Source organism: Kordia sp. (assembly GCF_965283645.1).
Lineage (GTDB): Bacteria > Bacteroidota > Bacteroidia > Flavobacteriales > Flavobacteriaceae > Kordia.
Window position 1 is genome coordinate 1,011,558 of record NZ_CBDIPG010000001.1, and the last position, 25,906, is coordinate 1,037,463.

Below are 25,906 nucleotides of genomic sequence, written 5' to 3' on the forward strand. Positions count from 1 at the left end.
TGCGAGGAGTCAACGACGAAGTAACCTGTTTATTCAAGAAAAAGAGTGCCACAAGTTTTTTCAAAACTTTCGCAATAACGGTTACTAAAAATATTCTTGTAATCATTGAATACTTTAATCTTTTAATTTAAAATTTAAAACGCAACATTTATAATTAAAGTTTAGCAAAACCGTAACATTTATGTAGTTTTATCGTCTAGTAAGCGTATCAAATTCTGAATCATCAATCTATCAATGAAAGAAAGTTATATTACGTTTTTTAGGCGTTTTTGGATTATAATCATCATTGCTTTTATAGCATATAATTTTATTTTTCCTGAAACTTTTTCTAGAGAAAATATCGCAACACACATTCAAGCATATGGCAACTATGGTTTGGCAATTTTCTTTTTTTGCCACCTTATCAGAGGTTTTGTTATGTTGCCAAGTACAGCACTCATTTTTGCAGGTGTTTTTCTATTTCCGAATGATTTATTTTTAGTGCTATTACTTTCCGTTATCGGAATTGTAATTTCTTCTATGATTGTATATTATTTCTCAGATAAATTGGGCTTTGCCAAACTTTTTGATAAGAATACCAAAACAACAAACCTTGTTAAAGAAAAGCTTTCTGGAAAATACGGTCCCTTATTTATTATGTTTTGGGCATTTTTTCCGTTTGTTCCAACAGATTTAATTTGCTACACTGCAGGCGCGATGAAAATTAATCCAATTGTCTTTGCCATTAGTCTTTTTATTGGTGAATTGATTTTGTGTAGTGTGTATGTCTACGGAAGTGCATATTTTATATAAGATTTACGTATAAATTTTTCAATATAATTTGGTGAAATTCTTCAATATCATAAGGTTTGATGATAAAATCGTTCATTCCTGCATCATAAATTTGATCTTTAATTTGATCTTCTTCTACCGCTGTTAACGCAATAATTGGTGTTTCAATCTGTAATGTACGAATTTGCTTTGTCGTTTCAATTCCGTTAATTTTTGGCATGTTAATATCCATCAAAATTAAATTATACGAATTATTTTTCACTTTTTCCAAAGCTTGAAAACCATCTTCAGCAACATCACATTGATATCCTTTACTCATTAATATACGCTTGGTTACCACACGATTAATTTTGTTATCATCCACCACTAAAATGTGTTTTTCATGACTGTCTATCATATTATTTGAAGTCAATACAACTTGTTCTAACAATTCTTTACTTTCTTCAAAAATAATTGAGAATCTAAACGTTGCACCTTCATTTTTCTTACTTTCAAGTGTAATATCACTGTTAAATAATTCAAGCAAACGTTTTACAATTGGCAAGCCTAAACCTGTTCCTTGGTAATTTTTTTCAATTGGGCGTAACTGAACAAATTTATCAAAAACAGCAACTTGCTTTTCTTCTGGAATTCCTAAACCATCATCTTTTATGGTGAACTTTATGGTATGTTTTGAATCCTCAATTTTTACTAAATCGAGTTGAATCCAGATATTTCCTGATTCTGTAAATTTGATTGCGTTTCCTATTAGATTCATTAATATTTGCGACAATCGAACAGAATCGCCTAATAAAATCTCTGGAATTTGTTCGTCAATCTTTTTATGTACGTTGTTTTCATTTTGATTGATTGCAAAACCAAACGAATTCACAACTTCATTCACCAAGTTTCGAATGTTGAACGGAATGCGTTCAAGTTTTACACTTTTAGATTCTATCTTATTAATTTGAAGCACATTATTAATCAACGACAGCAAGTATTTACTTGAAAATTTTAGCGATTTAAAGTTTTCATTGCCTTTCAAGTTTGGAAAATCTTCTGAAAGCAACGACGTTAATCCAACAACGCCATACAAAGGTGTACGCAATTCGTGGCTTACCGTAGAAAAAAACTGTGACTTTAAGTTTGCTTGCTGTTCTGCTTCTTCTTTAGCAGTGCGTAATTCAGAATTCTTCAAGCGTAATTTAGCCAAAGCTCTGTTTCTAAATTTGTAATTCTTAAACATATTAATTAGTAAAAGAATTAGAATAAAACCAGCAATCATCAACACATATGAAATTTGTTGCGATTGCTTTATAATAATCTCTTGATCTTTCTTTTCGGCTTCAACAAGCTCAAAGTTTTTCCGAATTTCTTCTACTTCAAACTTTATTTGTGCATTCTGCAATTCGCGTATTTTTGTTTTATTGTATAACGAATCTTTATACTTTACATGTTGTTGCAATCGTGCATACGCATTTGCAGGTTCTCCTTGTTTTTCTGCCAATTCAGCATATGATTTGTAGATTTCTGTCAACTCTGACAACAATTTTTCTTTTTTAGCATACACAATTGATTTATCGAAATAGTTACTTGCCAATTTAAAATCTTCTGTATGCATATGATAACGCCCTAATAGAAAACTAACTTGCACTTTCGCAGAAGTATCTCCATGTACAGTATTGATCATTCTTTCTGAATCAATCAAATATGGATACGCTTCATCAAACTTATTTAAATCAACATATGTCCAACCGATATTTAAAATTGGTGTAAGAATTTCGGCAGTATCTTTAAGTTTACTAGATATTTTTAACGACTCTTCGTAGTAATAAATGGCAGAATCGGTATTTTTAAATCCTTCTGAATAAATGTTTCCAATATTATTATAAACCCGACATATCAAAATATCATTGGCAACCTCTTTAGCATATTTTAATGATTTGAAATAATTCGTTTTAGATTTATCCAATTCAGAAATACTTTCATACGACAATCCTAAATCATTATGAAGTATACATAAACTATATATATCATTAATTTTTTCGGCAAATGTTATTCCTGCAGTGGCAGCTTCAAGTGATTCTTTATATCTGTATTCATCAAAACTTATTCCAGCGGTGTAAGAGTATTTTTTAATACTATCTTTTATCGCTAACGAATCTAGCTCCTGACCTTGCAAGAAGCACACGAAAAAAAAACACAATATGGTAGGTAGTACGTTGAGTTTCAAAAATTGAGGCTTTAAGTATATCTTACAAAATACAAAAAATAAAATAGAGTGTCCTTTTGCATTGTTTACCATGAATCTTTCTGTTAACTTTATAAAATTAAATCATTTAAAAAGTTACTCATGAATATTTTTCATTACGCTTTTAAAGTAAAAAATATTACGTCAACGCGAAAATTCTATGTGGATTTGCTAGGTTGTCAAGAAGGCAGATCAACCGAAAACTGGATTGATTTTGACTTTTATGGTCATCAATTATCTGGACATGTGAGCGAAAATTTTCCAAAACTAGATTATTGTGGAAAAGTAGATGGTGTCAATGTTCCAATTCCGCATTTTGGTTGTGTTTTAACGATAAAACAATTTGAAAATTTACAGCAAATATTTGAATCAAACCAAATAGAATTTGTCGTAAAACCGCAAACACGTTATGCTGGACAAGTTGGCGAACAACGCACGATGTTTGTCTTTGATTTTAGTGGAAATCCGTTAGAATTTAAAGCGTTTTCAGATGAAAATGAAGTCTTTGCAAAGTGATTATAAAAAGCTAACTTACACACATGAACGCACTAAAACTTCCTTTTGAATTTGATGTTGACATCATAAAAAAAGAACTTTCACAATTTTCAAAAACGGATTATCAGGATATTTACAATTCCTCTGTAATGTTGGAAACTTTATGGTTAATCCATTTTATAGAACCGATTCTTGGCGAAGATGGACTTCCAGTTTTTCTACCAAATGATGCGCTCAAAAAATGTCCATATATATTGTCAATTTTTAAAAAGTTTGAATGTCAAGTAGAAACGTTTCGAATTCACACGTTAGATGCAGGCGCAAGCATACAAAAACATAGAGATACAGGCTATAGCTTTGAAATGGGGAAAGTCCGATTGCATATTCCTGTGTTTACAAATGAAAAGGTTGAAATGTTAGTTGATGATGAAGTCATTCCGATGAAAGAGGGCGAATGTTGGTATTGTAATTTCAATATAGAACATGAAGTCAGAAATAATAGCGATCAACCACGCGCGCACATTATTTTAGATTGTATTGTAAATGATTGGTTGACTGGGGTTTTTGAAAAAGGTTAAGAAAGCTTGTTGTAAATAGACTAAAAAGTATTCATAAGTTCATGGAGAAATTCAGTATGGTGAATTTTTCTCGATACAATTTTTCTTTATTGTATTACGAAAAATCACTCGAAATGACGCTTGTGAATTCAAATCGTCACTTCGAGTTGTTTTTTACGGAGTGAAGCGGAATACAAAATTGTATCGAGAAGTAATTTAAAACTATAATGCCTAACATCATAAAACCCTCACAGATCAAATTGCAAGGGTTTTCATTTTAGTTTTATTTGTAAAGATTCCTGCCTTCGCAGGAATGACAAATCGTTATCTAATTAACTTCTTATATTTAATACGTTTCGGCATCAAGTCGCCACCTAAACGTTTCTTTTTATTTTCTTCATAATCTGAGAAGCTTCCTTCAAAGAAATATACTTGCGAATCACCTTCAAAAGCTAAGATATGCGTACAAATACGATCTAAAAACCATCTATCATGCGAAATTACTACCGCACAACCTGCAAAGTTTTCCAAACCTTCTTCCAACGCTCGTAATGTGTTTACATCCAAGTCGTTTGTTGGCTCATCCAATAATAAAACATTTCCTTCTTCTTTTAGCGTCATGGCTAAATGCAAACGGTTACGTTCTCCACCAGAAAGTGTATTTACCTTTTTGTTTTGTTCGCTTCCTGCGAAATTGAATCGACTCAAGTATGCACGAGAATTGACTTGCTTTCCGCCCATCATCACCAATTCTTGCTCGTCAGAGAAGTTTGCCCAAATTGATTTTTCAGGATTTATATTTGAATGCGCTTGATCTACATACGCAATTTTTGCCGTTTCACCAACCGTAAAACTTCCTTTATCTGGTGTTTCTTCGCCCATAATCATTTTGAAAATAGTCGTTTTTCCAGCTCCATTCGGACCAATAACTCCAACAATTCCAGCTTGTGGTAAATTGAAATTTAAGTCTTCGTATAGTAATTTATCGCCAAATGCTTTGGAAACACCTGTCGCTTCTATCACATTTGTACCTAAACGTGGACCATTTGGAATGTAGATTTCCAGCTTCTCGTCCATTTGTTTTTGATCTTGACTCATCAATTTGTCATAATTCTTCAAACGTGCTTTTTGCTTTGTTTGACGTCCTTTTGCACCTTGACGAACCCATTCCAATTCACGTTCTAACGTTTTTTGACGTTTGGAAGCTGTTTTGCTTTCTTGCGCCATTCGTGTTGATTTTTGATCTAACCAAGAAGAATAGTTTCCTTTCCATGGAATTCCTTCTCCTCTATCCAATTCTAAAATCCAACCGGCAACATTGTCTAAGAAATATCTATCATGCGTTACCGCAATTACTGTTCCTTTGTATTGTGCTAAATGATGTTCTAACCAATGTACAGATTCTGCATCCAAGTGGTTGGTAGGCTCATCAAGTAATAAAATTTCTGGTTCTTGTAATAGTAAACGACACAACGCTACACGACGACGTTCTCCTCCAGAAAGTACACCAATTAATTTGTCTGGCTCTGGCGTACGCAACGCGTCCATTGCAATTTCGAGTTTGGTGTCTAATTCCCAAGCGTTTGAAGCATCAATTTTATCTTGAAGATCTGCTTGTTGCGCCATTAATTTGTCCATTTTGTCAGCATCAGAATATACTTCTTCCAATCCAAACATATCATTTATCTTGTTGTACTCATCAAGAATGGCAACCGTTTCGGCAACACCTTCTTTTACAACTTCCATAACAGTTTTTGTTTCGTCTAATTGTGGTTCTTGTTCTAAATAACCCACATTATACCCTGGCGAAAACGTAACATCACCTTGATAGTTTTTCTCTACACCTGCAATAATTTTTAGTAAGGTAGACTTACCAGAACCGTTGAGACCGAGAATCCCGATTTTAGCTCCGTAGAAAAAACTGAGGTAAATATCTTTTAATACTTGTTTGTTGGTACTTTGATAGGTTTTAGAAACCTTATTCATGGAAAAGATAACTTTCTTATCGTCTGACATAATTGATCTTAAATTTAATTGCTATGCAACAAATATACATAATTGTCGCTGTATTCGCACGTATAAATAGGATTGAAAGATTTAATAATTGAAAAGTCGAAAAACAAGGTTTCTTATCAAATTTCTTTCAAAATTACAATCTTATCAAATTAAATATAAAAAAATGTGATTTTAAATTTATTTTTTAAAACACTATAAATCAATTAATTATAATAAAATTTACGTAAATTTTTAACATTTCTTTCAACTTTTTACATTCTCAGAAAACCGTGTGCTATGTGTTCTCGTATATAATACCAAACAATAAAATCTAATTAAACTTTAAAATTATGAAACGAGTAACAACCATTTTAGGAATCAGTATTGTATTGATAGGAAGTTTCTTTTTAATTGCGGCAGATCATATTGATGCGCCTGCAGTTCAGGGAACGACTTCAGACATTACAGATTTCTACGCCTTTCAAGGAGCTGACACAAACACCATTGCATTTGTTGTAAACACTCAAGGATTATTAAGTCCGACTGCAACAGCTGGAGCTACATTTAATGAAAACACCTTAATTGAAATTAATATTGACAACACAGGAGATAATGTTGAAGATTTAGTAATTCAAGCTATTCCAAGAGACGGAAAAATGTATTTCTTCGGACCAACTGCGCCAAGCACAACAGGTTTAAATAGTGTTATTGAAACTTCTGCAACAACTTCTTCTGTAGATATTACAGCATACGGAAATACTGCAATTACGGCTAATAATAATAGCATGAAGTTTTTTGCAGGTCCGAGAGACGATCCTTTCTTTATGGATTTTGCTCAGTACGGAGAAATCATTGCAGGAAATGCTACAAGCTTTAACGACCCAGGAACAGATACGTTTGCAGGTTCTAATGTATTATCAATTGTAGTAGAAGTACCAAAATCTCAAATTGGTGGTTCAGGAACAATCAATGTTTGGGCAGAAGCAAAAGGAAAACAATAATCAATCAAATTCACAATTTAAAATAGAAAAAGACATGAAAAATATACAATCAATTTTAGGAATTCTTCTCGTAAGTATGTTTACGTTCACGAGTTGTTCTTCAGACGATAACACAATTACCATTGATAATACACCTGATTTTTCTGGAACATTTGCTCAACAAGATCAAATGGGAAGACCAGCTGTAAATACAGTTTTTGTTTCATCTACAAGTAAAGATTCGTTTAATACAACTGTTCCTACGCAACAAAATGCGGCGTTTCAAGCAATGTTTCAAACAAACTTAACAGGATTAAGTCCAGCATTTACAAACCCTGGAGATCAGAATGCTTTAGGACAAGATGCCGCGGCTTTTACAGGATTATTAGCTACAGATGTATTAAATGTTTCTTTAGATGGAACTACAACATTTTATGACGGAACAAATGTATTAACAGGTCGTGCATTAGCAGATGATGTTATTACAGTAGAGTTATTATTAATTTTTGGAGGTGAAGATTTCACAGAAAACCCAAATCTTTCTGATGATCACGTTGACGCAAATGATAAGCCTTTTTTGTCCTCATTCCCATACTTAGCCTCACCATGGTAGTTTAGTTATGAACAGAGTATTTAGCAATACACATTTCCCCCAGATGTCTATTTTGAGTTTAACGATCAGCTAAATACTCTTGTTCACAATCCTTTTTAATCACTAAAAACAATCAATATGAATACCAAAATCGTTTTACAAATTTTAGGAATATGTGCATTTCTTGCGAGTTGCACGTCTACTCCATCACAAAAAATAACTACAAGTTTAGAATATGATACTTATTTAGAACTTGCTGAAAATAAAAACAGTACAAATGCCGCAGAAATAAAAAACTTCTGGGAAACAAAGCTGGAAAAAGCACCAAATCAATATCCGTATCACGCAAAAATTGCAAGCGCACATTCTCAGTTGTTCAAATCAACTGGTGAAATATCTCACTTAGTTGAAGCTGCTAATCACTTAGAGCTTCTGAATGAAAAAACGAAGTATAAGAACGCTAATTACATTAGAAGTTTGGTTCGTAATTATATTTCTCAACATCGTTTTCAAGAAGGATTAGTCTTGTTGAAAAAAGCGGAAGAATTGGGTGAAAATTTAGATGCAACCCAAAAAATGCTATTTGATGTACATTTAGAACTTGGAAACATTGAAGAAGCAGAATCATACTTAAACAATTTTAAACATGATAATAGTTTTGATGCCTTAATTAGATTGTCAAAATGGTATGACTATGAAGGAAAACTCATGGCGGCTATTAAAGCAATGGAAAAAGCAAAGTTTAAAGCAGAAGATGCTAATAATACATTTTTGAAAAAATGGTCATACACAAATCTGGCAGATTTTTATGGACATGCAGGACGCATTGAGGACGCTTACAATCATTATTTAAAAGCATTAGCATTAGATGCTACAGATGCATATGCTAAAAAAGGAATTGCCTGGATTGTGTTTTCACATGAAAAAAATCCGGAAGAAGCGTTGCGTATTCTAAATACGATTATGTCACAACACAAAGCGCCAGATTATTATTTATTGAAAGCTGAGATAGCTGAATATATGGGAGAAAATACAGAAAAAGAAAAAAACATTCAAGCATTTATGAGTGCTATTTCATCTGAAAAATATGGTATAATGTATACTTCATATGCAGTTTCTGTACTTTCTGAAGAATTAAACAATACAGAAAAAGCATTAGAAATTGCACAGCAAGAAGTTGCTTTACGTCCTACAGCACAATCGTACGATTTGTTAGCCTGGACATATCATTTACATGGAGATTCGGCGAAAGCGTTAGAAATTATTCAAAATCATGTACTAGACAAAACATTTGAACCTGTAGCAATGTATCATGCGGCAGAAATTTTAAAAGCAACCGGAAACACAACAACAGTATTGGAAATTAAATCAGAATTGCTAGAAAGTAGTTTTGAAGTTGGTCCAATATTGACAGAAAAAATACAACGTTTATAGTTTTGGTAGACTATATATATTGAACTAACTCACGTTAGGCGATTGGTTTTTATTGATTGAAAAAGACACTTTGTAATGAAGTGTCTTTTTTTGTTTAGATGATTCACTAACAAAAAATAAGATAAAACTTACGGTTTTAATAACGCAACAAGTATGTTTATAATTAATTAAGCATGTGAGCTTGAAGAGTAATCATTTCTTTAATTTACGAGTAGTAGTGTATTGTTATTAAACATAAAACAATATATCATGAAAAAAAGTAATCTAAAAAGTTTACAATTGAACAAAAAAGCTATTTGATTTAGAAAACATTAAAGGTGGAGTTGACGACTGTACTTGTGACTTTTGTGACTGTAAATCAAATTGTTGCGATATGCTAGATGCTCCACAATAAGCATAACATATTTCATAAATAATTGAATGAATCACGGTTGAAATAATTTTCAATTGTGATTTTTTCTGCTATACTCCAAAACGATTAAAATTATAAATACGGTCATCCCGTAAGTAATTCTAATTCGTTCTTTTTATCTTCTACATATGTTTAACAAAAAAAAAGAAACCATGAAAAAAAGAAATGTTCAATCGTTGACTTTAAACAAAAAAGCAATCTCACATTTGAAAGGAAAGGAATCTAAAATCGGAGGTCGCGGCGCAAGTGACAGACTTACGGAATGTAGAAATAACTATTGTGTTTCGTTGTACAATAGTTGTCCTTGGGTTTGTTAGACTAAAAAGTTACTCATTGTCATTCCTGCGAAGGCAGGAATCCATCTAGTTCATAGGTGGATTGCGCAACACGTGCGGAATGACATTTTTTATCTTAAAAAAAGGTTTCTAAGGATTCGAAGCAACTACACCAAGTGTATACAATTGTTCCATTGTTGGAGATTCGCTTCCGCCTTCTGGCTCAAGTGTAATTCCGAAAGCTTGTGACTCGTTCGTATTTTTCAAATCGAAAACTTTGTCTTTGTCTGTAGAAAACTCTTCTATTACACCTAAACTTGTTGGTGTCAATGGATTTAATGTTAACGACCAAACTTGGTATACTTTACCTTCTGGTGGTTCTGGCAATCCTTGTAAATCTAAGTAAACACTGTTCGTATTTTTATCCCAATATACTTTTGCATATGATGTTGGCGAAACTGCTTGCCCGCCAAGAGGAACAGAAATAATATCTTTTGTTCGCAATACTGATAGTAATTCTGTTGCGGCTGTTAAGTCACTATTTGCCTTGTAAATTTGTTCCTTCAAGGCTTCTCGTTCCGACTTTACAACTTCTATTTCAGATTGTAAACCGTCTGTTTTCAATACGGAATAAATTAATCCAATTGCTAAAACAATTGAAGCTACCCAACCAAGATAAAGGAAAATTGGGTTTCTTTCCTGAATTGGAATCACTTTTACATCTTTCTCTTCATCTCTATCAGAAAGATTTAATTCTTTTTTGATAGCTTCATAAACATCAGATGTATCTTTGTGTGCGGTTGCGGCTGTTAACTGCACAATAGCCGTTTCAATAGAAAATACTTCTTGCATAACTTCAGGATGCATTTGCATCATTGCAAATACTGCCTCGTTTTCCTTTTCGGAAAGTGCTCCAGCTATGTACAGCTCTAATATTCCTGATGTTATGTATTCGTTACTATTCATTAGTATACTTCTAACATTTTTCGAAGTTCTTTAATACAATTTCTATTTCTGGTCTTTATAGTTCCTAACGGAATTTCTAAAGTTGCTGCTGTTTCTTTTTGTGTATATCCTTTAAAATAGAGATAATCTATAATTTTTTTACACTTATCAGCAAGCTTGCTCACATAATTTTTAAGACCGATTGCATTTGTCTTTTGATCCAAACTATCATTGGTCTCTATACTATGTACGAAAAAATCAACATCAAGGTTTTGTTGTGCATTCTTAAAAGATTTTGAACGTGTTTTATCGATCGCCGCATTTCGTGCAATATTCAACAACCACGTGAAAAAACGACCTTTTCCAGCATTATATGTATCAGATTTATTCCAAGCTTTTATAAAGACATCTTGCATAATTTCGGTAGCAATATCTTCATTTTTAACAATAGTATGTATCACACCAAAAATGCTTTCATTATACATAGTATATAACGATTCAAATGCTTTGGCATCTTTTTGTTTAAATTTCTCAATGAGTTTATCTAACTCCATACATACTTGTTGGTTAACTATATTTTCTACAAAAATAGTAGTAAATTACAGATTGTTAAAACTACAATTTTTAACGCAATTTTTTAACTTTTTAGAATAAAAAAAAGCTTCAATATTTGAAGCTTTCCTATTTTTTTTAATCATTTGTATCAAACTCGACCTTTCAACGCATTGAAAACCCAAGCAATAGCAAAGAATCCGATTCCGACAGCGGCAAATCCGTATCCTGCAACATCGTCATATCTAAAAGCACCAAGTGCAATTAATCCAATACCTACTAAAATCATTATCAGTGTAGCCCACGCTAATACTGTATTTTTGTTCATTCCCATAATCTGTTTATTTGGGCGCATCTTTTGTAACACTTTGAGTTCCTCAGTGTTTCAAAAGTCAGGCTTTCGACAGTCGCTCTCTTCGAGGAGCTTCAACAAATGTCTCTATCCTTTGCGCTTTTATGAATTACAAATATCTAATTTTTAATTCAATATTTACAAATTAATGGACTACAAATTCTTCATCACATCAAATAATACAACCTAAAATACCGTACAATTTTTAGTATCTTGCTACAAAATTTTAACTTAAAAAGTATCAAATCCAAACCTCATGAATAAGAAAATTTCATTGCTAATTTTATGCATCTTTACTATATTTATAAGTTGTACTTCTACAAAATCAGTTGCCAATAAAACGGAAACTCCAAAACTTGAAAAATCACTTCTTTGGAAAATTACTGGAAATGGTATTGAAAAACCTTCGTATTTATATGGAACCATTCATTTAACATGTGATTATGTTTTTACCGATAAATTAAAAAAAGCTTTTGATGAAACTGACCAATTAGCACTAGAAATTGACATGTCTAATCCTAATTTACAAGCTGAAATGATGAAATTTATCTTCATGGAAGACGGAAAAACCATTCAAAGTATTTTAAGTGAAGAAGATTATACATCGTTATCAACTTTCTTTAAGCAACAGGTTGGTATGGATTTAAAATTATTCAACACCATGAAACCATTGGCAATTACCTCAACATTGACATCAAAAATGGCAAATTGCGAAACTGGTACTGCATACGACATGGAATTTATGAAAGTAGCAAAAGCGCAAAAAGAAAAAGTAATTGGTTTAGAAACTATTGCTGATCAAATGAAAGTTTTTGATAATATTCCATATGAAGATCAACTAAAAACTTTAGTGAAAATGGCAAAAGAAGGTATGGATGAAAGTAAAAAAAGTTTTGAAGAAATGACGCGTTATTACAATGCAGAAGACCTTGAAGGCTTACTAAAAGTCACTGCCGATCAAGGACTGGAAGCTGATTTTCAAGAAAATTTAGTTGACCAACGCAATCGTAATTGGATTCCATTGATTGAAAAAATTGCAAAAGAAACGCCTACTTTTATTGGAGTTGGAGCGCTGCATTTACCTGGAGAGCAAGGTGTCATCAATTTATTAAGAAAACAAGGATTTACGGTTGAAGCTGTATATTAGACTCGTTCCCGCAAATGCGGGAATCTATTAGACCACTACGCTATTGGATTTTAGATCGCTTCGCTTTTATACTTTTCTTACTGTTGTCTTGGATATTTTGTTACTACGCAACTTTGGAGTTTTGAGCTATAATTTATAATCCCAATGTGAGTTTATGGAAGTTCGAAAAGCAGGATACTCGGGTGTTATTTCCACAAGCTCATTAACCGATTTGTCATAATCAAACATTGCTTTTAGCGTTGTTTTTTTCCAATCAGCTATACTGTGTGAAGTGCGTTTACAGCCAAATGTCCAATTCCTATTTTTTGATACAGCTACGTTTAATACAGCTTCTTTATCTATTAAAATGTGTGTACATGCTTTTGCATTTTTATTTTCAGAGGCTTTAAATTCAAATTCTATCGGAACTGGAATTCCCTGTAGCGACATTTCGTAGCGCTTTTCTACATAATAATAAATTTTGTCTAAATCTGCATTTGATAAACTTGGAAAAGATGTCATAACTCCCCAATATTTATCACCTACGGCAATAGCAAGACTATCACCTTCTTTATACATTCTTAGTGAATTCTTGGTAAATTTATACAACCAATCTTTGTTTCGTTTCTTTGTAATTCCTCCTAATGATGGCGCAGTCAATCTATGAACCATATCTTCTGCATGACAGCCTTTACAATTTGCCTTAAACAATGCCTTTCCATAGGTAAAATTTACATCTTGGTGTTTTTCAGCTTGGTGTTTTTCAATAAAAGTATATGTGTTGTCTGACTGATGAAAAGCAACTACAATACTTGAAATAAGCATCATTATCAATAAAATGATTGCAATTTTTGTCTTCATAGGGAAGGATTTCTGTTTGTAAAATTACAACTTAAAAAAGATAATCCGCAACGTTTATAAAACATTACGGATTTTATATAAATTCTAATTTTTAGCTTATTACAACTTCGCTGCCAAACGACTTCCTTGATCAATTGCGCGTTTTGCGTCTAACTCAGCAGCAACATCTGCGCCACCAATTACATGTACCGTCATTCCTTTGGCTTGCAACGGATCTAGCAATTCTTTTAAAGGTGTTTGTCCTGCACAGATTACTACATTATCAACTTCCAACACTTTCGTTTCGTTGTCTTTTGTGTAATGCAATCCTTCGTCGTTAATTTTTGTATACTGAACTTCACCTATAAAGTTTACTTTTTTCTTTTTAAGGTTTGTTCTGTGAATCCAACCTGTAGTTTTCCCTAAATTACCTCCAAATTTACCTTTGCTACGTTTGAACATGAATATTTCTCTTGGCGAACCGTGAAAGTTTGGTTTCATGTTTTCAATTCCACCACGTGCTTCCAACGTTTTATCAATTCCCCATTCTGCTAACCAAGCGTCAATATTTTGTGAAGTAGATTCGCCTTCGTGTGATAAATATTCCGAAACATCAAAACCAATTCCTCCTGCTCCAATGACAGCAACACGTTTTCCAACTGGTTTTTTATGTTTTAAAACATCAATATAACTGAGTACTTTTTCGTGTTCAATTCCGTCAATTTTTGGCATTCGTGGTTTTATTCCTGTTGCCAGAATAATTTCTTCAAAGTTTCCTTGCGAAAGTTCGTCTGCATTTACACGTGAACCCAATTGTAATTCAACATTATGCAGTTCAATTTGTTTGTTGAAATAGCGGATGGTTTCGTAAAACTCTTCCTTTCCAGGAATTTGCTTCGCGATGTTAAATTGGCCTCCAATTTCTGTATGATCGTCAAATAACGTTACTTTATGACCGCGTTGTGCTGCAATGGTTGCCGCGGCTAATCCTGCTGGACCTGCGCCAATTACTGCTATTTTCTTTTTAATATTTGCTGGTTTGTAATCAAATTCGGTTTCGTGACATGCTCTCGGGTTTACCAAACAACTTGCAATTTTTTGCTTAAATATATGATCTAAACATGCCTGATTACATGCAATACACGTATTGATTTCATCATCTTTTTCTGCCGCCGCTTTGTTTACCCAGTCAGCATCTGCTAAAAACGGACGTGCCATTGAGATCATATCTGCTTGTCCAGCTGCTAGAATTTTTTCGGCAACACTCGGCATGTTAATTCTGTTCGAAGTAATTAGTGGTACATTCACTTCTTTTTTCATGCGTTCCGTAATCCACGCAAAAGCGGCTCTTGGAACTGATGTTGCAATTGTTGGAATTCTGGCTTCATGCCAACCAATTCCTGTATTTATAATGGTTGCACCTGCTTTTTCAATTGCTTTTCCAAGTTGCACAACTTCTTCCCAACTACTCCCTTTTTCAACCAAATCGAGCATTGAAAGACGATAGATAATAATAAATTCGTCTCCAACGGCTTCACGAACAGCTTTCACCGTTTGCACAGCAAATTTCATACGATTTGCATAATTCCCGCCCCATTCGTCCGTTCGTTGATTTGTATGTTCTACGATAAACTGATTGATTAAGTATCCTTCAGAACCCATTATTTCGACACCATCATATCCTGCTAGTTTTGCTAAAGAAGCTGCATTTGCAAAATTTTTGATTGTTTTTTTGACTCCGTAATCACTTAATTTTTTCGGCTTAAAAGGTGTTATTGGTGATTTTATTGCTGAAGGTGCTACGTTTAACGGATGATGTCCGTAACGACCTGCATGTAGAATTTGCATACATATTTTTCCACCATTTTTATGAACAGCTTCCGTAATGACTTTGTGTTTTTTGGCATGTTTTTTTCCACTCATTCGTGATGAAAAAGGAACTAACCAGCCACGAACACTTGGCGCCATTCCGCCAGTAACGATTAATCCTACGCCACCTTTTGCACGTTCGGCATAGAAAGCAGCTAATCGTTCAAATCCGTTTTTCTCTTCTTCCAAACCTGTATGCATTGATCCCATGAGCACTCGGTTTTTGAGTGTTGTAAATCCTAAGTCTAATGGTTCAAAAATATGCTTGTACTTCATGTATTCCAATGGTTTTACTGATTGTAGTAAATATACTATTATTCTGTGTAAAAAATAGTCTATTTTATTATGCATGCATAATATTATGCAATATACCGTTTTTTTGAGAAGTGGCGAAGATTATTTGTTGTTTGCTTAGAATTTAAAGTTGTTTTAGAAAGTAAAAAAGATTGATTGTAGATTCAATAAATAAATACAACCTTCCAATAGAAAACCACTATTAATAACGCTCTACAAGGTTTTATAATCATATTGCCATTTCTCAGGAATAATTTTATTCAATTGCTTTTTTATATTTTCTTTTTCTTCATAGTTCATATCTAAGCATTTATACCAAATCTTAGACCAAGTTGAATGAGTGAGATCACCTTCTGGTATTTCATCAACGATCTCCATCCAGGCTAATCTTTGTCCCGAAGTAGTAGTAAACCATTTCAAAATAATTTTTTCCTCGTGAAGATAAATAAAATCATAAGGTAATTCATCAGAGTAAGTTATTACATGCCATGTAGCTAGTTTATACTTTTTTCTATGGTTATCTACGATAGCTTTTATTTTTTGCTTTTTTGTTTCATCAATATTATCAGAATTTGTTATGAAAAAACGTATTAAGCGACCTCCGCTTTCAACAAAACGTTTTTGTATTTTAAGTAAATCCTCGGCAAATGGGTTTTCATTTTCTTGCCAAATTTTTACATTATTAGAATGTGTAATTCTGGCTATTAAAGGCTTATTTTTTTTTCTGTTATTAACTTCATTTCTTTTTATTTGTTCTTTAAGCATTTTTTTCCAAAAAGTTAGATAAGCCTCCATTGCTTGTTTTTCTCCTTTTATGATAAATACACTCTTGTCCAAAATATTTAGTTTATAAAAATGTCTTTGAAATGTTGTTGACAAAGTATCATATACAATAGTCTTATCTTTTTTTTCATTAATGTAATTTGATAAATCATTTACATATGTTTGAATCTTAAAAGAAGCTATATCTTTCTCAAATTTATTAGTGATGTTTTCTAGAGTCTCACCGAGAGGAGATGTAGTTTCCACTAACTTTATTAGTGTCGAAATACAAAATGTAATTCCAAATGTTAATACGAAGATTGTAAAAAGTAAAACAAAGTTTTTATCCTCTTTTCCAAGATAGTTAGCGAAGAAAGTTATAGTTGCTAATGAAAAAGATATAATGGTTGAATAAAAAATTGGCTTTCTATATCTGAATTTTCTTATTTGAGTTTTCATTTCTTTATTATATATCTACAAGCAAGTAGCTTAAAAGCTACTCTTTAAGAAATAAATATACTTCAAAAAGATCAATAATAAAAATGATAGAATGATTTAAAAAGTGTCTAACATAGTATTCATTAAAAAAAAATTCTTAACGTTAAGAATATTCTGAGATATCTACTAATAAAAACTTTGGATTAAAACATAAAAAAATCAACCTCAAACTTAGATCAACTTCTGAATTAGTACGATATTCATAGTAAATACACAAAAGTATATCCAGTAAACTATCTCTTGATTAAAATATTAATTCATTGGAACTTCAATAACTACCATTTTTGAATTTTCTTTGACGTTTATTGCTACGTTTTCGGTTTCCCAAACACCTAAAGCGTCTTTTGTTTCTAGCGTTTGATCGCCTACTTCTATTTCACCTTCTAATACGAAAATATAGATTCCGTGAGAAGCATCATTGAGTTTGAAATTGATTGTTTGTGAAGCGTCAAAGTTTCCTAAAGATATGTAAGCTTGTTGGTGAATCCAAAGTGCATCATCAATGCTATTGTCTTTTGGAGCGACAACTGTTTGAAACTTGTTTTCACGATTCTTTTGATCGAATTCTTTTTGCTCATAACGTGGTGCAACACCTAATTCTTGCGGTTGAATCCAGAGTTGTAAAAAGTTGACTTCTTCCGTTCGGCTATCATTAAATTCTGAATGTTGCAATCCGGTTCCGGCAGACATTACTTGTACTTCTCCAACCGTAATTGCCCGTTTGTTGTCCATACTGTCTTTGTGTGAAAGTGCGCCGCTTAACGGAATGGATATGATTTCCATGTTTTGATGCGGATGTGTTCCGAAGCCCATTTTTGGTTTTACGATATCGTCATTTAAGACTCTTAGTTGCCCAAATCCCATTCGGTCTGGATTTTGATAACTTGCAAAACTGAAACTGTGGTGACTTTTTAGCCAACCATGATCTGCTTTTCCTCTTGAGTTTGCTTTGTGGTATATTGTTTTCATTGTTTTTATGTTTTTGTCTGTTCGGTGTTTGGTGAAATACTTTTATATTTTACATTTCGAGTTTTGTATTTATAGTTTTGTTATTTGTTTACACTGAGCATTATTGAAATCAAAATACATTTTGATTGAAAATACCTAGCGAAGCTACCGACGTATTAATTTGGTTTTTGAATTTATCAATACTCAATATTATAATCTAACTTCTAAGTTCGCGTAAGCGATTGAAGGATTTGTTGAAGCTCCTCGTAGAGAGCGACTCCTGAAAGCGCGACTCCCGATTTTCTCGGGAGATACGCCCAAATTATTGTCATCAATGTCATTACGAACGAAAGTGAAGTAATTTGTTTTTTGAGAGACAGATTACTACAAACTTTGATAAGTTCTCAAAAAAACGATTAATAGAGATGCCCCATTTTCCCTTGTTGATAGTCACGCATAGCTTCCATAATTTCAGTTTGAGAGTTCATTACATACGGTCCCCAAGAAGTGACTTTTTCTTCAATTGGTTCTCCAGAAAGTATGAGCAACGTACTTTTTTTGTTGGCTTCAATCGCAATTGCTTCACCGTCTTTGTCAAACGTAAGTAATTGCAGTTTTCCTAGTTTTAAGGTGTGTGCGTCATTTACTCTTGTTTCTCCTTCTAACAGATACACCAATAACTCATGGTGTGCAGGAATCGGAATCGAGAGTTTTCCAGAAGTTTCCAAGTTGGCAACAAACGCATTGATTTCCGTGAATGTGCTTACAGGTCCTTTTTGTCCATTGAGTTCTCCTGCAATTATTTTTATGTGTACGTTTTCTTCAGAAATGACAGGCATTTGATTTACCTTGACATCTTGGTATTTTGGCGTTGTCATTTTGTGCTTTTTTGGAAGATTTACCCACAATTGAATTCCTTCCATAGTTCCGACAAAGTCCTTGCTTGGACCTTCGTCATGAACTACGCCGCTTCCGGCTGTCATCCATTGAACATCACCCGCATGTAAGATTCCTTCATTACCAAGTGAATCTCTATGCAATTGTTCTCCTTTGAAGAGAAATGTTACAGGTTCGAATCCACGGTGTGGATGTGGCGATAGTGATAATCCTGGACTGTGCGGTCCGACATCATATTTGTAATGATGTAATAGTAAGAATGGATCAACTTGATCTACTTCTTGTGTTGGCAATGGTTGGCGAATTAAATTTCCGCCCATATTTACATAGTCACTTGTTCCTTTGTATGCTATGTTTCGTAGTGTTTTCATTTTTTATTCCTTTCTTTCTTTTGTTGTGTACAAAGTATTTTCCATGGAAGATATTTGGATAAATTTTTAGCGGATTTTATCTAATAAATCGCTTAATATATTAGCTTCTTCTGTTGATAGATTGCTTAATAGGTTCATTCCGTCTTTGTTTTCTTCAATTTTCGCCAATAATTGCAATCCGTTGTCTGTAATTGCAATATGTACAACTCGCCTATCTTCTGGACATGGAATACGTTCTATGAGTTGTTTTGCGCATAGCTTGTCCATTAATCGTGTTGCATTGGGCGCTCTTTCGATCATACGATCTTTAATTTGTTGTACTTTTATTGCTTTTCCTGCTCCTTTTAGGATTCTGAGAATGTTGAATTGTTGCGGTGAGATTCCGAATGGTTTGAAAAATTCGTTCTCTTTGCTATGTATCCAATTGGCAGTATATTTTATGTTGATAAAAGCCTTTACCTTTTCAGATGGAAATTTTGATTGTATGTCTTTAGAAATGTCTCCCATGGATTGTTGATTTTGTTTTTACGAATGAATCGCTGTTTTCAATTTGGCTACTTCAACTTGTAATTTTTCATATACATCAGCATCAACTAATTTTCCATCTTTAAAATTGTCATTAAAACTTGGTAATGAATAATTTCCAACAATGTTTCCGCCCATGTACGGGAATCTTCCTTTTGCAATGTCCAAAACTGTTTGTCCACCTCTTCCACCTGGTGACGTTGCCATTAATAACATTGGTTTGTCTGACCATAATTTTCCATCAATACGTGACATCCAATCAAATATATTTTTGAATACCGTTGCATACGCGCCATTGTGTTCTGCTAAGGATACTACAATTCCGTCAGCGGCTTTAATTTCATTTAAAAATTTGTGTGCATTCTCTGGAATTCCATTTTCTGTTTCTCTGTCAATTCCGTATAGAGGTAATTCGTAATCATTTAAATCTAATACTTTTACGGTTGCTCCTTCTACTAAACCTGCAGTATATACTGCTAATTGTTTGTTTATTGATGTTTTACTGTCGCTTCCTGCGAAGGCTATGATTGTTTTCATCTATATATTTTTAAATTACGTGTTTTTTATTTCTAATAACATTACAAAGCTACAAAATATATTTTTAGTTTCCAAGGAAAATACTTCCGTGTAAATTAAATGTAATTATTTTTTAAGAAAACTTTCAAACTTCCTTCCTTTTAATAGCCGTATTTGTTTCGTATTTTAGCAAAGTAAAATTTTACAACCTATGGACATTAACTTCAATAAAAACGAAGATCACAATAAACTTTTAGTCTCAGAATTACGCCGTCGCTTAGTAAAAGTAAGTTTGGGCGGTGGACAGAAACGTATTGACAAACATCACAGCAAAGGAAAAATGACTGCGCGTGAACGTATTGACTTTCTGTTAGATGACAAAAAACCTGCGATTGAGATTGGAGCTTTTGTTGGTGATGAAATGTATGAAGAACACGGTGGTTGTCCGTCTGGCGGTGTTGTTGTAAAGATTGGATATGTACAAGGAAAACAATGTATTGTTGTTGCCAATGACGCTACTGTAAAAGCTGGTGCTTGGTTTCCTATTACTGCCAAAAAGAATTTACGCGCACAAGAAATTTCTATCGAAAATAGATTACCAATTATTTATTTGGTCGATAGTGCTGGTGTGTATTTGCCAATGCAAGATGAAATTTTCCCTGATAAAGAACACTTCGGGCGTATTTTTAGAAATAACGCTGTGATGAGTAGTATGGGAATTACCCAAATTTCTGCCGTAATGGGCAGTTGTGTTGCTGGTGGTGCATACTTACCGATTATGAGTGATGAAGCGTTGATTGTTGATAAAACTGGAAGTATTTTCCTTGCGGGAAGTTACTTAGTGAAAGCGGCAATTGGCGAAAGTATTGATAATGAAACATTAGGTGGCGCAACAACACATTGTGAAGTTTCGGGAGTAACCGATTATAAATCGAAAGATGATAAAGATGCGTTAACCACAATTAAAAATATTGTTGGAAAGATTGGCGATTATACGCCAACAGGTTACAATCGTGTTGAAGCGGCAAAACCAAAGGAAAATCCAGAAGAAATTTTCGGAATTTTGCCAAAAGCACGTCATGAGCAATATGATATGAAAGAAATCATCAAGCGAGTTGTAGATAATTCTGAGTTTGATGAATATAAAAAAGGCTACGGACAAAGTATTATTACCGCATATGCCAGAATTGACGGTTGGGCAGTTGGAATTGTCGCCAATCAACGTAAGTTGGTAAAAACAAAGAAAGGCGAAATGCAGTTTGGTGGTGTAATTTATTCTGATTCAGCAGATAAAGCAACACGATTTATTGCAAATTGTAACCAAAAAAAGATTCCGTTAGTGTTCTTACAAGACGTTACTGGTTTTATGGTTGGAAGCAAATCTGAACATGGTGGCATTATTAAAGATGGTGCAAAAATGGTAAATGCAGTGAGTAATAGTGTGGTTCCTAAATTCACTATTGTGATTGGAAATTCATACGGAGCAGGAAATTACGCCATGTGTGGAAAGGCATACGATCCAAGATTAATTGCCGCTTGGCCAAGTGCTGAGTTAGCCGTAATGAGCGGAAATTCTGCCGCAAAAGTATTGTTACAGATAGAAACTGCTTCCTTAAAGAAGAAAGGTGAAAAGATTACAAAAGAGAAAGAAGAAGAATTATTTAATAAAATAAAATCACGTTACGATAGACAAATTTCTCCGTATTATGCCGCTGCACGTTTGTGGACAGATGCAATTATTGATCCGCTAGATACACGTACTTGGATTTCTATGGGAATTGAAGCGGCAAATCAAGCACCAATTGAGAAACCATTTAATTTAGGTGTGATTCAAGTGTAAGTAGCCTTGTTTTTGGGTCTTGGATATTTACGCCAATTTGTTTTTCGCTTAGTTGATATGTCATTCCACACCTGATGCGGAATCTACTTAATGCTCAATACTACAACCTCAAAACTATTTTTACACAAATAAGAAAAGGCCTAGTACGCTAAATACCAGACCTTTTCTCCCTAAAAAACCTAAAATAACCTAATCTTTATTTCTATAAGAAAGCAAAGATTTATTGCGTGGTAAGTCACAAATTCTATGCCATTCTTTACTTTTTTTATGTTTTCTTTAACACAAATAGAAAAACCTAATAAGTTATGATTTACTAGGTTTTTCTGAATAAACAACTAAACAACCAACCTTGTGTTAATTACTATATAAAAGTACATTACTCACGTTAATTTTGAAACCTATAATGAGGGAACACGTCATTTTGATGAGTGAAATGCCTTCTTTATTTAGTAGAAGATACTAACCGAATAAATTCAGCTCTGTATCCATTGCTATCTTTTCCTCTTCCCTGTTCGGCTAATGTAAGTACCGTTTCTAAATTTGTATTGTTGTGATATTTTGAAGATTTTAATTGCATTCCGTATAAAGCAACCGCCGCTGTAAAGTTGAAATCGCTTGATAAATTTTCTGTTAGTGTATTGGCAACTACTTCTTTTAATTCAATACTTGTGTCTTCTGTTGGCTTCTTGTAACGTAATTTTACGGTGAGCAATTCATTTGAGTATGAACTCTTTGTAATTTCAGTTTTTGTATATTTCAAACTATCTACTTCTTTTAAGTAGTTCGTTTTTGCACCAACTGGAATAATTTCATATAAAGCTGTCACTGTATGACCTGAGCCTAATTCGCCAGCATCTTTTTCATCATCTTTAAAATCTTCATCTGCCAATAATCTATTTTCATATCCAATTAAACGATATCCTTGTACAATTGTCGGATTGAATTCTAACTGTAGTTTTACATCTTTTGCAATTGTATACAACGTTCCTCCGAATTCTTGTCCAAATATTTTATTTGCTTCTTGCATGGTATCAATATACGCGTGATTTCCGTTTCCTTTAGCTGCCAAAGCTTCCAATTTATCATCTTTATAATTTCCATAACCAAAACCTAATACAGATAAAAATACACCTGTTTTTCGTTTTTCTTCAATAAGTGTTTCCATATCGCCAACACTTGTATTCCCTACATTAAAATCACCATCTGTTGCCAAAATCACTCTATTGTTTCCATCTTTTACAAAATTTTCTGAAGCTATTTTGTATGCCAATTCTATTCCTTGTCCACCAGCAGTAGATCCGCCAGCACTTAACTTATTCAATGCGTTACGTATTTTATTTTTTTTATCTCCAGAAGTTGGTTTCAATACCAAACCAGCGGCACCAGCGTAGACTACAATCGCAACTTTGTCTTCTGGTCTGAGTTTATCCACCATTAATTTGAAAGCTGCTACTAATAATGGCAACTTGTTTTGACTTGACATAGAACCAGAAATATCTATTAAAAACGTAAAGTTTGATGGTGGAGTTTCCGCTAATGGAATTTCTTTTCCTTGCAATCCAATTTTTAATAATTTAGTTTGCGAATTCCAAGGCGTTGTTCCTAATTCTGTTTGAACTGCAAAAGGATGTTCATCAGTTGGTTGTACATAATCATAATTGAAATAATTGATCATTTCTTCAATTTTTACTGCGTCAACTGGTATTTCTTGACCATTGTTAATCATTCTACGAATGTTACTATATGAAGCTTTATCAACGTCAATAGAAAATGTAGATAATGGTACTAAAGCTGTTCTTTTGAATATATTTTCGTTAATTTCTTTGTACGATTCAGTATTTGTAATTGAGCTATTTGAGTTATGAATATTTCCGTTTAAAGAAGCGCGACCACGTAGCGTAATTTGTTGTCCTGGTTGTTGATAATTACTATTTATGGTAACCTCTGTTGTTTGTCCTTGCAGTACTTGACTTGAATTTTTATTTCTTTTAGCACGGCGAGCATCTCTTCGTTGTTGTCTTCTTATTTTTCTTTCTTGACTTCTGTAGTTATTGCTGTAACTCTTTCTTCCATGCGCCATGACAACAACTTCTGAAAGCTCAGTACTTGTTTTCAATTTTACATCGATGCGACTTGAACTTCCAACTGTGACTTCTTTCGTCTTGTATCCAACATATGAAAACACCAATTTTTGTCCTTGTTGTGCTTTTATTTCATATTTACCATCAAAATCTATTGTTGTTCCTGTTTGAGTTCCTTTAATAAAAACAGTTGCACCTGGTAATGGCAAACCAGAATCATCTGTAACAATTCCAGAAACTGCTATTTCTTGAGCAAAAAGTTGATTACTGATTGTCAGCATCATAAAGAGTAGTAGTAATTTTTTCATGATTTCTCTGTGTTATTGTTTGATGATTCAAAACTAAACCGAGAATAGTTCTTAAAAAATGATGATTGAGTGAAGTCGCTGTTTGAATGAGGGAAAAGAATACTAAATATTACATGTAAAAGTGTAGATAGGAACAAACTGGAAATTAAATTAAAAATGTAAAATGCTAAATATAAACGTGATTTTAAGAAACAACAGAAAATCGAGAACATACAACTTAACAACCCAACAAAGCAACCGTTTTCGCACGTTGAATCTTTCCTGTATTGGTTTCTGCGAAGTTAGAAAGTGTATAGATTTCTTTAGGAATTTCAAATTTTGAGAACTTGTTTGATTGTTTGATTGTTTCCAACATTCTAGAAACATCTACACGTTTTTTTTTGTCTTCAATTAATAATATGAGCTTTTTTCCAAATTGATCATCATCAATTCCTGTAACGAAATATCTTCCTGATATAAAACTACTTAACTTCTCCTCTATTTGTTCAGGATGTAATTTAATGCCGCCACTATTAATTACATTATCAAAACGACCTAACCAATTAAATTGAGTTTCAGAGATAATTTTGACAACATCATTTGTAATAATTTCTTCTGTATGAATTCGCGGTGCGTGAAGTACCAAACAATCACGATCATCCTTACGAACAGTAATATTTGGTAAGGTTGAAAAACAAGCGCTTGCACTATTTGATAACTTATTCAACGGTTTTGCGGCAATATGTGTGATGGTTTCCGTCATTCCATACGTAGCAAATACATTGGTTGAAACGTTTTGTAATTGTTCAATTAAAGTTGCAGAAGCTGGCGCACCGCCAACGATTAAGGTTTTAATTTGGTGTAATTGTTCCAATGAATTTTCAACCTGAATTGGAACCATTGCGCAAAAATCATACTTTTTAGTAGTTGCAGTTAACGGATTCATTGAAGGTGCAATTATATCCAACGATAGACCTAAAACTATAGCTCGAATCAACATCATTTTTCCTGCAATAAAATTAGAAGGCAAACATTGCAACGCGGAATCGCCCGATTGTATTCCGAAAAAATCACCTGTTGCCAATGCCGAATGCACCATTGCTAGTTTGTCAAGTCTGATCGGTTTTGGTTTCCCTGTAGAACCTGACGTAAAGACATCAACAAAAGGTTTGTCGTTTAACCAATCAATCAAAAAATCACCAATTTCTTTTTCATAGGATTCACCTTCTTTTATATAGCTGTAAGCAACTTCTTTTAGGGCTTCTGAATTGAAATAATTACCATTCAATCGAAATTGAAAATGTATATTTTTAAATGTTGGAATCATTTTTGTTATAGTTCTTGTGTAAATTTAAAAATAAGCTAGATAAAATACCCGTTTTCTAGGTTAGTTTTTATTAATTTAGTGGTTTGAGCTTGCGTTATGACACAATATTTCCCTAGTAAGTAATGTTTGTTTTTA

General features: G+C 33.2%; 23 protein-coding genes. 9 read left to right on the top strand and 14 right to left on the bottom strand.

Annotated elements, in window-relative coordinates; translation table 11 throughout:
* Nucleotides 1–234: 234 nt before the first annotated feature.
* Nucleotides 235–792: a TVP38/TMEM64 family protein gene (locus tag ACQ654_RS04200; protein WP_430409063.1), complete on the top strand. Its 558-nt coding sequence runs from the start codon at nt 235–237 to the stop codon at nt 790–792.
* On the opposite strand, the gene ACQ654_RS04205 is transcribed toward ACQ654_RS04200, so the two are convergent.
* Entirely contained in the window at nt 785–2,983 is a 2,199-nt protein-coding gene (locus ACQ654_RS04205; protein ID WP_430409064.1) for a response regulator, read from the bottom strand. The two genes, ACQ654_RS04200 and ACQ654_RS04205, sit on opposite strands and share 8 nt — an antisense overlap.
* Nucleotides 2,984–3,103: 120 nt before the next feature.
* Between ACQ654_RS04205 and ACQ654_RS04210 the strand changes: the two genes are divergently transcribed.
* Nucleotides 3,104–3,517, top strand: a complete 414-nt coding sequence (locus ACQ654_RS04210) for a VOC family protein (RefSeq protein ID WP_430409065.1) — start codon at nt 3,104–3,106, stop codon at nt 3,515–3,517.
* A 23-nt stretch (nt 3,518–3,540) separates the two neighbouring features.
* The gene (locus ACQ654_RS04215) at nt 3,541–4,074 is read left to right on the top strand and encodes an aspartyl/asparaginyl beta-hydroxylase domain-containing protein (RefSeq protein ID WP_430409066.1); all 534 of its coding nucleotides are present in this window, start codon (nt 3,541–3,543) and stop codon (nt 4,072–4,074) included.
* A 303-nt stretch (nt 4,075–4,377) separates the two neighbouring features.
* Here ACQ654_RS04215 and ettA read toward each other — a convergent pair whose 3' ends face one another.
* Nucleotides 4,378–6,069, bottom strand: coding sequence for an energy-dependent translational throttle protein EttA (ettA, locus tag ACQ654_RS04220; RefSeq protein WP_430409067.1), 1,692 nt, complete (start codon nt 6,067–6,069; stop codon nt 4,378–4,380).
* A gap of 329 nt (nt 6,070–6,398) precedes the next feature.
* Between ettA and ACQ654_RS04225 the strand changes: the two genes are divergently transcribed.
* From ACQ654_RS04225 to ACQ654_RS04240, 4 genes are all read left to right on the top strand, one after another.
* Nucleotides 6,399–7,049, top strand: a complete 651-nt coding sequence (locus ACQ654_RS04225; RefSeq protein WP_430409068.1) for a DUF4331 family protein — start codon at nt 6,399–6,401, stop codon at nt 7,047–7,049.
* 34 nt (nt 7,050–7,083) lie between these two features.
* Nucleotides 7,084–7,641 (top strand): DUF4331 family protein, encoded by a 558-nt coding sequence (locus tag ACQ654_RS04230; RefSeq protein ID WP_430409069.1) that lies wholly within the window; start codon nt 7,084–7,086, stop codon nt 7,639–7,641.
* A gap of 117 nt (nt 7,642–7,758) precedes the next feature.
* Nucleotides 7,759–9,054 carry a tetratricopeptide repeat protein gene (locus ACQ654_RS04235; protein WP_430409070.1) on the top strand — a complete coding sequence of 432 codons (1,296 nt, stop codon included), beginning with the start codon at nt 7,759–7,761 and terminating at the stop codon, nt 9,052–9,054.
* Between the two features lie 564 nt (nt 9,055–9,618).
* Entirely contained in the window at nt 9,619–9,783 is a 165-nt protein-coding gene (locus ACQ654_RS04240; protein ID WP_430409071.1) for a hypothetical protein, read from the top strand.
* 108 nt (nt 9,784–9,891) lie between these two features.
* Here ACQ654_RS04240 and ACQ654_RS04245 read toward each other — a convergent pair whose 3' ends face one another.
* The 3 genes from ACQ654_RS04245 to ACQ654_RS04255 form a co-directional block, all read right to left on the bottom strand.
* Nucleotides 9,892–10,707, bottom strand: a complete 816-nt coding sequence (locus ACQ654_RS04245; RefSeq protein WP_430409072.1) for an anti-sigma factor — start codon at nt 10,705–10,707, stop codon at nt 9,892–9,894.
* Nucleotides 10,707–11,240 carry an RNA polymerase sigma factor gene (locus ACQ654_RS04250; RefSeq protein ID WP_430409073.1) on the bottom strand — a complete coding sequence of 178 codons (534 nt, stop codon included), beginning with the start codon at nt 11,238–11,240 and terminating at the stop codon, nt 10,707–10,709. Before ACQ654_RS04250 ends, ACQ654_RS04245 begins: the two co-directional genes overlap by 1 nt.
* 149 nt (nt 11,241–11,389) lie before the next feature.
* A complete protein-coding gene (locus ACQ654_RS04255; protein WP_160131380.1) occupies nt 11,390–11,572 on the bottom strand; it encodes a CAL67264 family membrane protein in 183 nt (60 codons plus the stop codon).
* 274 nt (nt 11,573–11,846) lie between these two features.
* Here ACQ654_RS04255 and ACQ654_RS04260 point away from each other — a divergent pair, with 274 nt between their 5' ends.
* Entirely contained in the window at nt 11,847–12,737 is an 891-nt protein-coding gene (locus tag ACQ654_RS04260; protein WP_430409074.1) for a TraB/GumN family protein, read from the top strand.
* Nucleotides 12,738–12,863: 126 nt separating this feature from the next.
* On the opposite strand, the gene ACQ654_RS04265 is transcribed toward ACQ654_RS04260, so the two are convergent.
* From ACQ654_RS04265 to ACQ654_RS04295, 7 genes are all read right to left on the bottom strand, one after another.
* Nucleotides 12,864–13,577, bottom strand: a complete 714-nt coding sequence (locus ACQ654_RS04265) for a c-type cytochrome (protein WP_430409075.1) — start codon at nt 13,575–13,577, stop codon at nt 12,864–12,866.
* Nucleotides 13,578–13,676: 99 nt separating this feature from the next.
* Nucleotides 13,677–15,701: an FAD-dependent oxidoreductase gene (locus ACQ654_RS04270; RefSeq protein ID WP_430409076.1), complete on the bottom strand. Its 2,025-nt coding sequence runs from the start codon at nt 15,699–15,701 to the stop codon at nt 13,677–13,679.
* Nucleotides 15,702–15,932: 231 nt separating this feature from the next.
* Nucleotides 15,933–16,940 (bottom strand): hypothetical protein, encoded by a 1,008-nt coding sequence (locus ACQ654_RS04275; protein ID WP_430409077.1) that lies wholly within the window; start codon nt 16,938–16,940, stop codon nt 15,933–15,935.
* Nucleotides 16,941–17,231: 291 nt separating this feature from the next.
* The gene (locus ACQ654_RS04280) at nt 17,232–17,948 is read right to left on the bottom strand and encodes a pirin family protein (RefSeq protein ID WP_430409078.1); all 717 of its coding nucleotides are present in this window, start codon (nt 17,946–17,948) and stop codon (nt 17,232–17,234) included.
* 395 nt (nt 17,949–18,343) lie between these two features.
* Complete coding sequence (locus tag ACQ654_RS04285; protein WP_430409079.1) at nt 18,344–19,195, bottom strand: pirin family protein; 852 nt, start codon at nt 19,193–19,195, stop codon at nt 18,344–18,346.
* Between the two features lie 66 nt (nt 19,196–19,261).
* Complete coding sequence (locus ACQ654_RS04290) at nt 19,262–19,702, bottom strand: MarR family winged helix-turn-helix transcriptional regulator (protein ID WP_430409080.1); 441 nt, start codon at nt 19,700–19,702, stop codon at nt 19,262–19,264.
* 18 nt (nt 19,703–19,720) lie between these two features.
* Nucleotides 19,721–20,257 (bottom strand): NADPH-dependent FMN reductase, encoded by a 537-nt coding sequence (locus ACQ654_RS04295; protein WP_430409081.1) that lies wholly within the window; start codon nt 20,255–20,257, stop codon nt 19,721–19,723.
* A 190-nt stretch (nt 20,258–20,447) separates the two neighbouring features.
* On the opposite strand from ACQ654_RS04295, the gene ACQ654_RS04300 reads away from it, so the two are divergent.
* On the top strand, nt 20,448–22,076 hold the full coding sequence (locus tag ACQ654_RS04300; RefSeq protein WP_430409082.1) for an acyl-CoA carboxylase subunit beta: 1,629 nt from the start codon (nt 20,448–20,450) through the stop codon (nt 22,074–22,076).
* Between the two features lie 442 nt (nt 22,077–22,518).
* Here the strand turns inward: ACQ654_RS04300 and ACQ654_RS04305 are convergent, their stop codons facing one another.
* Together ACQ654_RS04305 and ACQ654_RS04310 are read right to left on the bottom strand one after the other, a co-directional pair.
* Nucleotides 22,519–24,465 carry a YfbK domain-containing protein gene (locus ACQ654_RS04305; protein WP_430409083.1) on the bottom strand — a complete coding sequence of 649 codons (1,947 nt, stop codon included), beginning with the start codon at nt 24,463–24,465 and terminating at the stop codon, nt 22,519–22,521.
* Between the two features lie 217 nt (nt 24,466–24,682).
* The gene (locus ACQ654_RS04310; protein WP_430409084.1) at nt 24,683–25,771 is read right to left on the bottom strand and encodes an AMP-binding protein; all 1,089 of its coding nucleotides are present in this window, start codon (nt 25,769–25,771) and stop codon (nt 24,683–24,685) included.
* Between the last annotated feature and the right edge of the window lie 135 nt (nt 25,772–25,906).

Bases quoted from the DNA above. Each gene is read 5' to 3' on its own strand.
- ACQ654_RS04200 (WP_430409063.1), top strand. From the start codon at position 235: ATGAAAGAAAGTTATATTACGTTTTTTAGGCGTTTTTGGATTATAATC.
- ACQ654_RS04210 (WP_430409065.1), top strand. From the start codon at position 3,104: ATGAATATTTTTCATTACGCTTTTAAAGTAAAAAATATTACGTCAACG.
- ACQ654_RS04215 (WP_430409066.1), top strand. From the start codon at position 3,541: ATGAACGCACTAAAACTTCCTTTTGAATTTGATGTTGACATCATAAAA.
- ettA (WP_430409067.1), bottom strand. From the start codon at position 6,069: ATGTCAGACGATAAGAAAGTTATCTTTTCCATGAATAAGGTTTCTAAA.
- ACQ654_RS04225 (WP_430409068.1), top strand. From the start codon at position 6,399: ATGAAACGAGTAACAACCATTTTAGGAATCAGTATTGTATTGATAGGA.
- ACQ654_RS04230 (WP_430409069.1), top strand. From the start codon at position 7,084: ATGAAAAATATACAATCAATTTTAGGAATTCTTCTCGTAAGTATGTTT.
- ACQ654_RS04235 (WP_430409070.1), top strand. From the start codon at position 7,759: ATGAATACCAAAATCGTTTTACAAATTTTAGGAATATGTGCATTTCTT.
- ACQ654_RS04240 (WP_430409071.1), top strand. From the start codon at position 9,619: ATGAAAAAAAGAAATGTTCAATCGTTGACTTTAAACAAAAAAGCAATC.
- ACQ654_RS04245 (WP_430409072.1), bottom strand. From the start codon at position 10,707: ATGAATAGTAACGAATACATAACATCAGGAATATTAGAGCTGTACATA.
- ACQ654_RS04250 (WP_430409073.1), bottom strand. From the start codon at position 11,240: ATGGAGTTAGATAAACTCATTGAGAAATTTAAACAAAAAGATGCCAAA.
- ACQ654_RS04255 (WP_160131380.1), bottom strand. From the start codon at position 11,572: ATGGGAATGAACAAAAATACAGTATTAGCGTGGGCTACACTGATAATG.
- ACQ654_RS04260 (WP_430409074.1), top strand. From the start codon at position 11,847: ATGAATAAGAAAATTTCATTGCTAATTTTATGCATCTTTACTATATTT.
- ACQ654_RS04265 (WP_430409075.1), bottom strand. From the start codon at position 13,577: ATGAAGACAAAAATTGCAATCATTTTATTGATAATGATGCTTATTTCA.
- ACQ654_RS04270 (WP_430409076.1), bottom strand. From the start codon at position 15,701: ATGAAGTACAAGCATATTTTTGAACCATTAGACTTAGGATTTACAACA.
- ACQ654_RS04275 (WP_430409077.1), bottom strand. From the start codon at position 16,940: ATGAAAACTCAAATAAGAAAATTCAGATATAGAAAGCCAATTTTTTAT.
- ACQ654_RS04280 (WP_430409078.1), bottom strand. From the start codon at position 17,948: ATGAAAACAATATACCACAAAGCAAACTCAAGAGGAAAAGCAGATCAT.
- ACQ654_RS04285 (WP_430409079.1), bottom strand. From the start codon at position 19,195: ATGAAAACACTACGAAACATAGCATACAAAGGAACAAGTGACTATGTA.
- ACQ654_RS04290 (WP_430409080.1), bottom strand. From the start codon at position 19,702: ATGGGAGACATTTCTAAAGACATACAATCAAAATTTCCATCTGAAAAG.
- ACQ654_RS04295 (WP_430409081.1), bottom strand. From the start codon at position 20,257: ATGAAAACAATCATAGCCTTCGCAGGAAGCGACAGTAAAACATCAATA.
- ACQ654_RS04300 (WP_430409082.1), top strand. From the start codon at position 20,448: ATGGACATTAACTTCAATAAAAACGAAGATCACAATAAACTTTTAGTC.
- ACQ654_RS04305 (WP_430409083.1), bottom strand. From the start codon at position 24,465: ATGAAAAAATTACTACTACTCTTTATGATGCTGACAATCAGTAATCAA.
- ACQ654_RS04310 (WP_430409084.1), bottom strand. From the start codon at position 25,771: ATGATTCCAACATTTAAAAATATACATTTTCAATTTCGATTGAATGGT.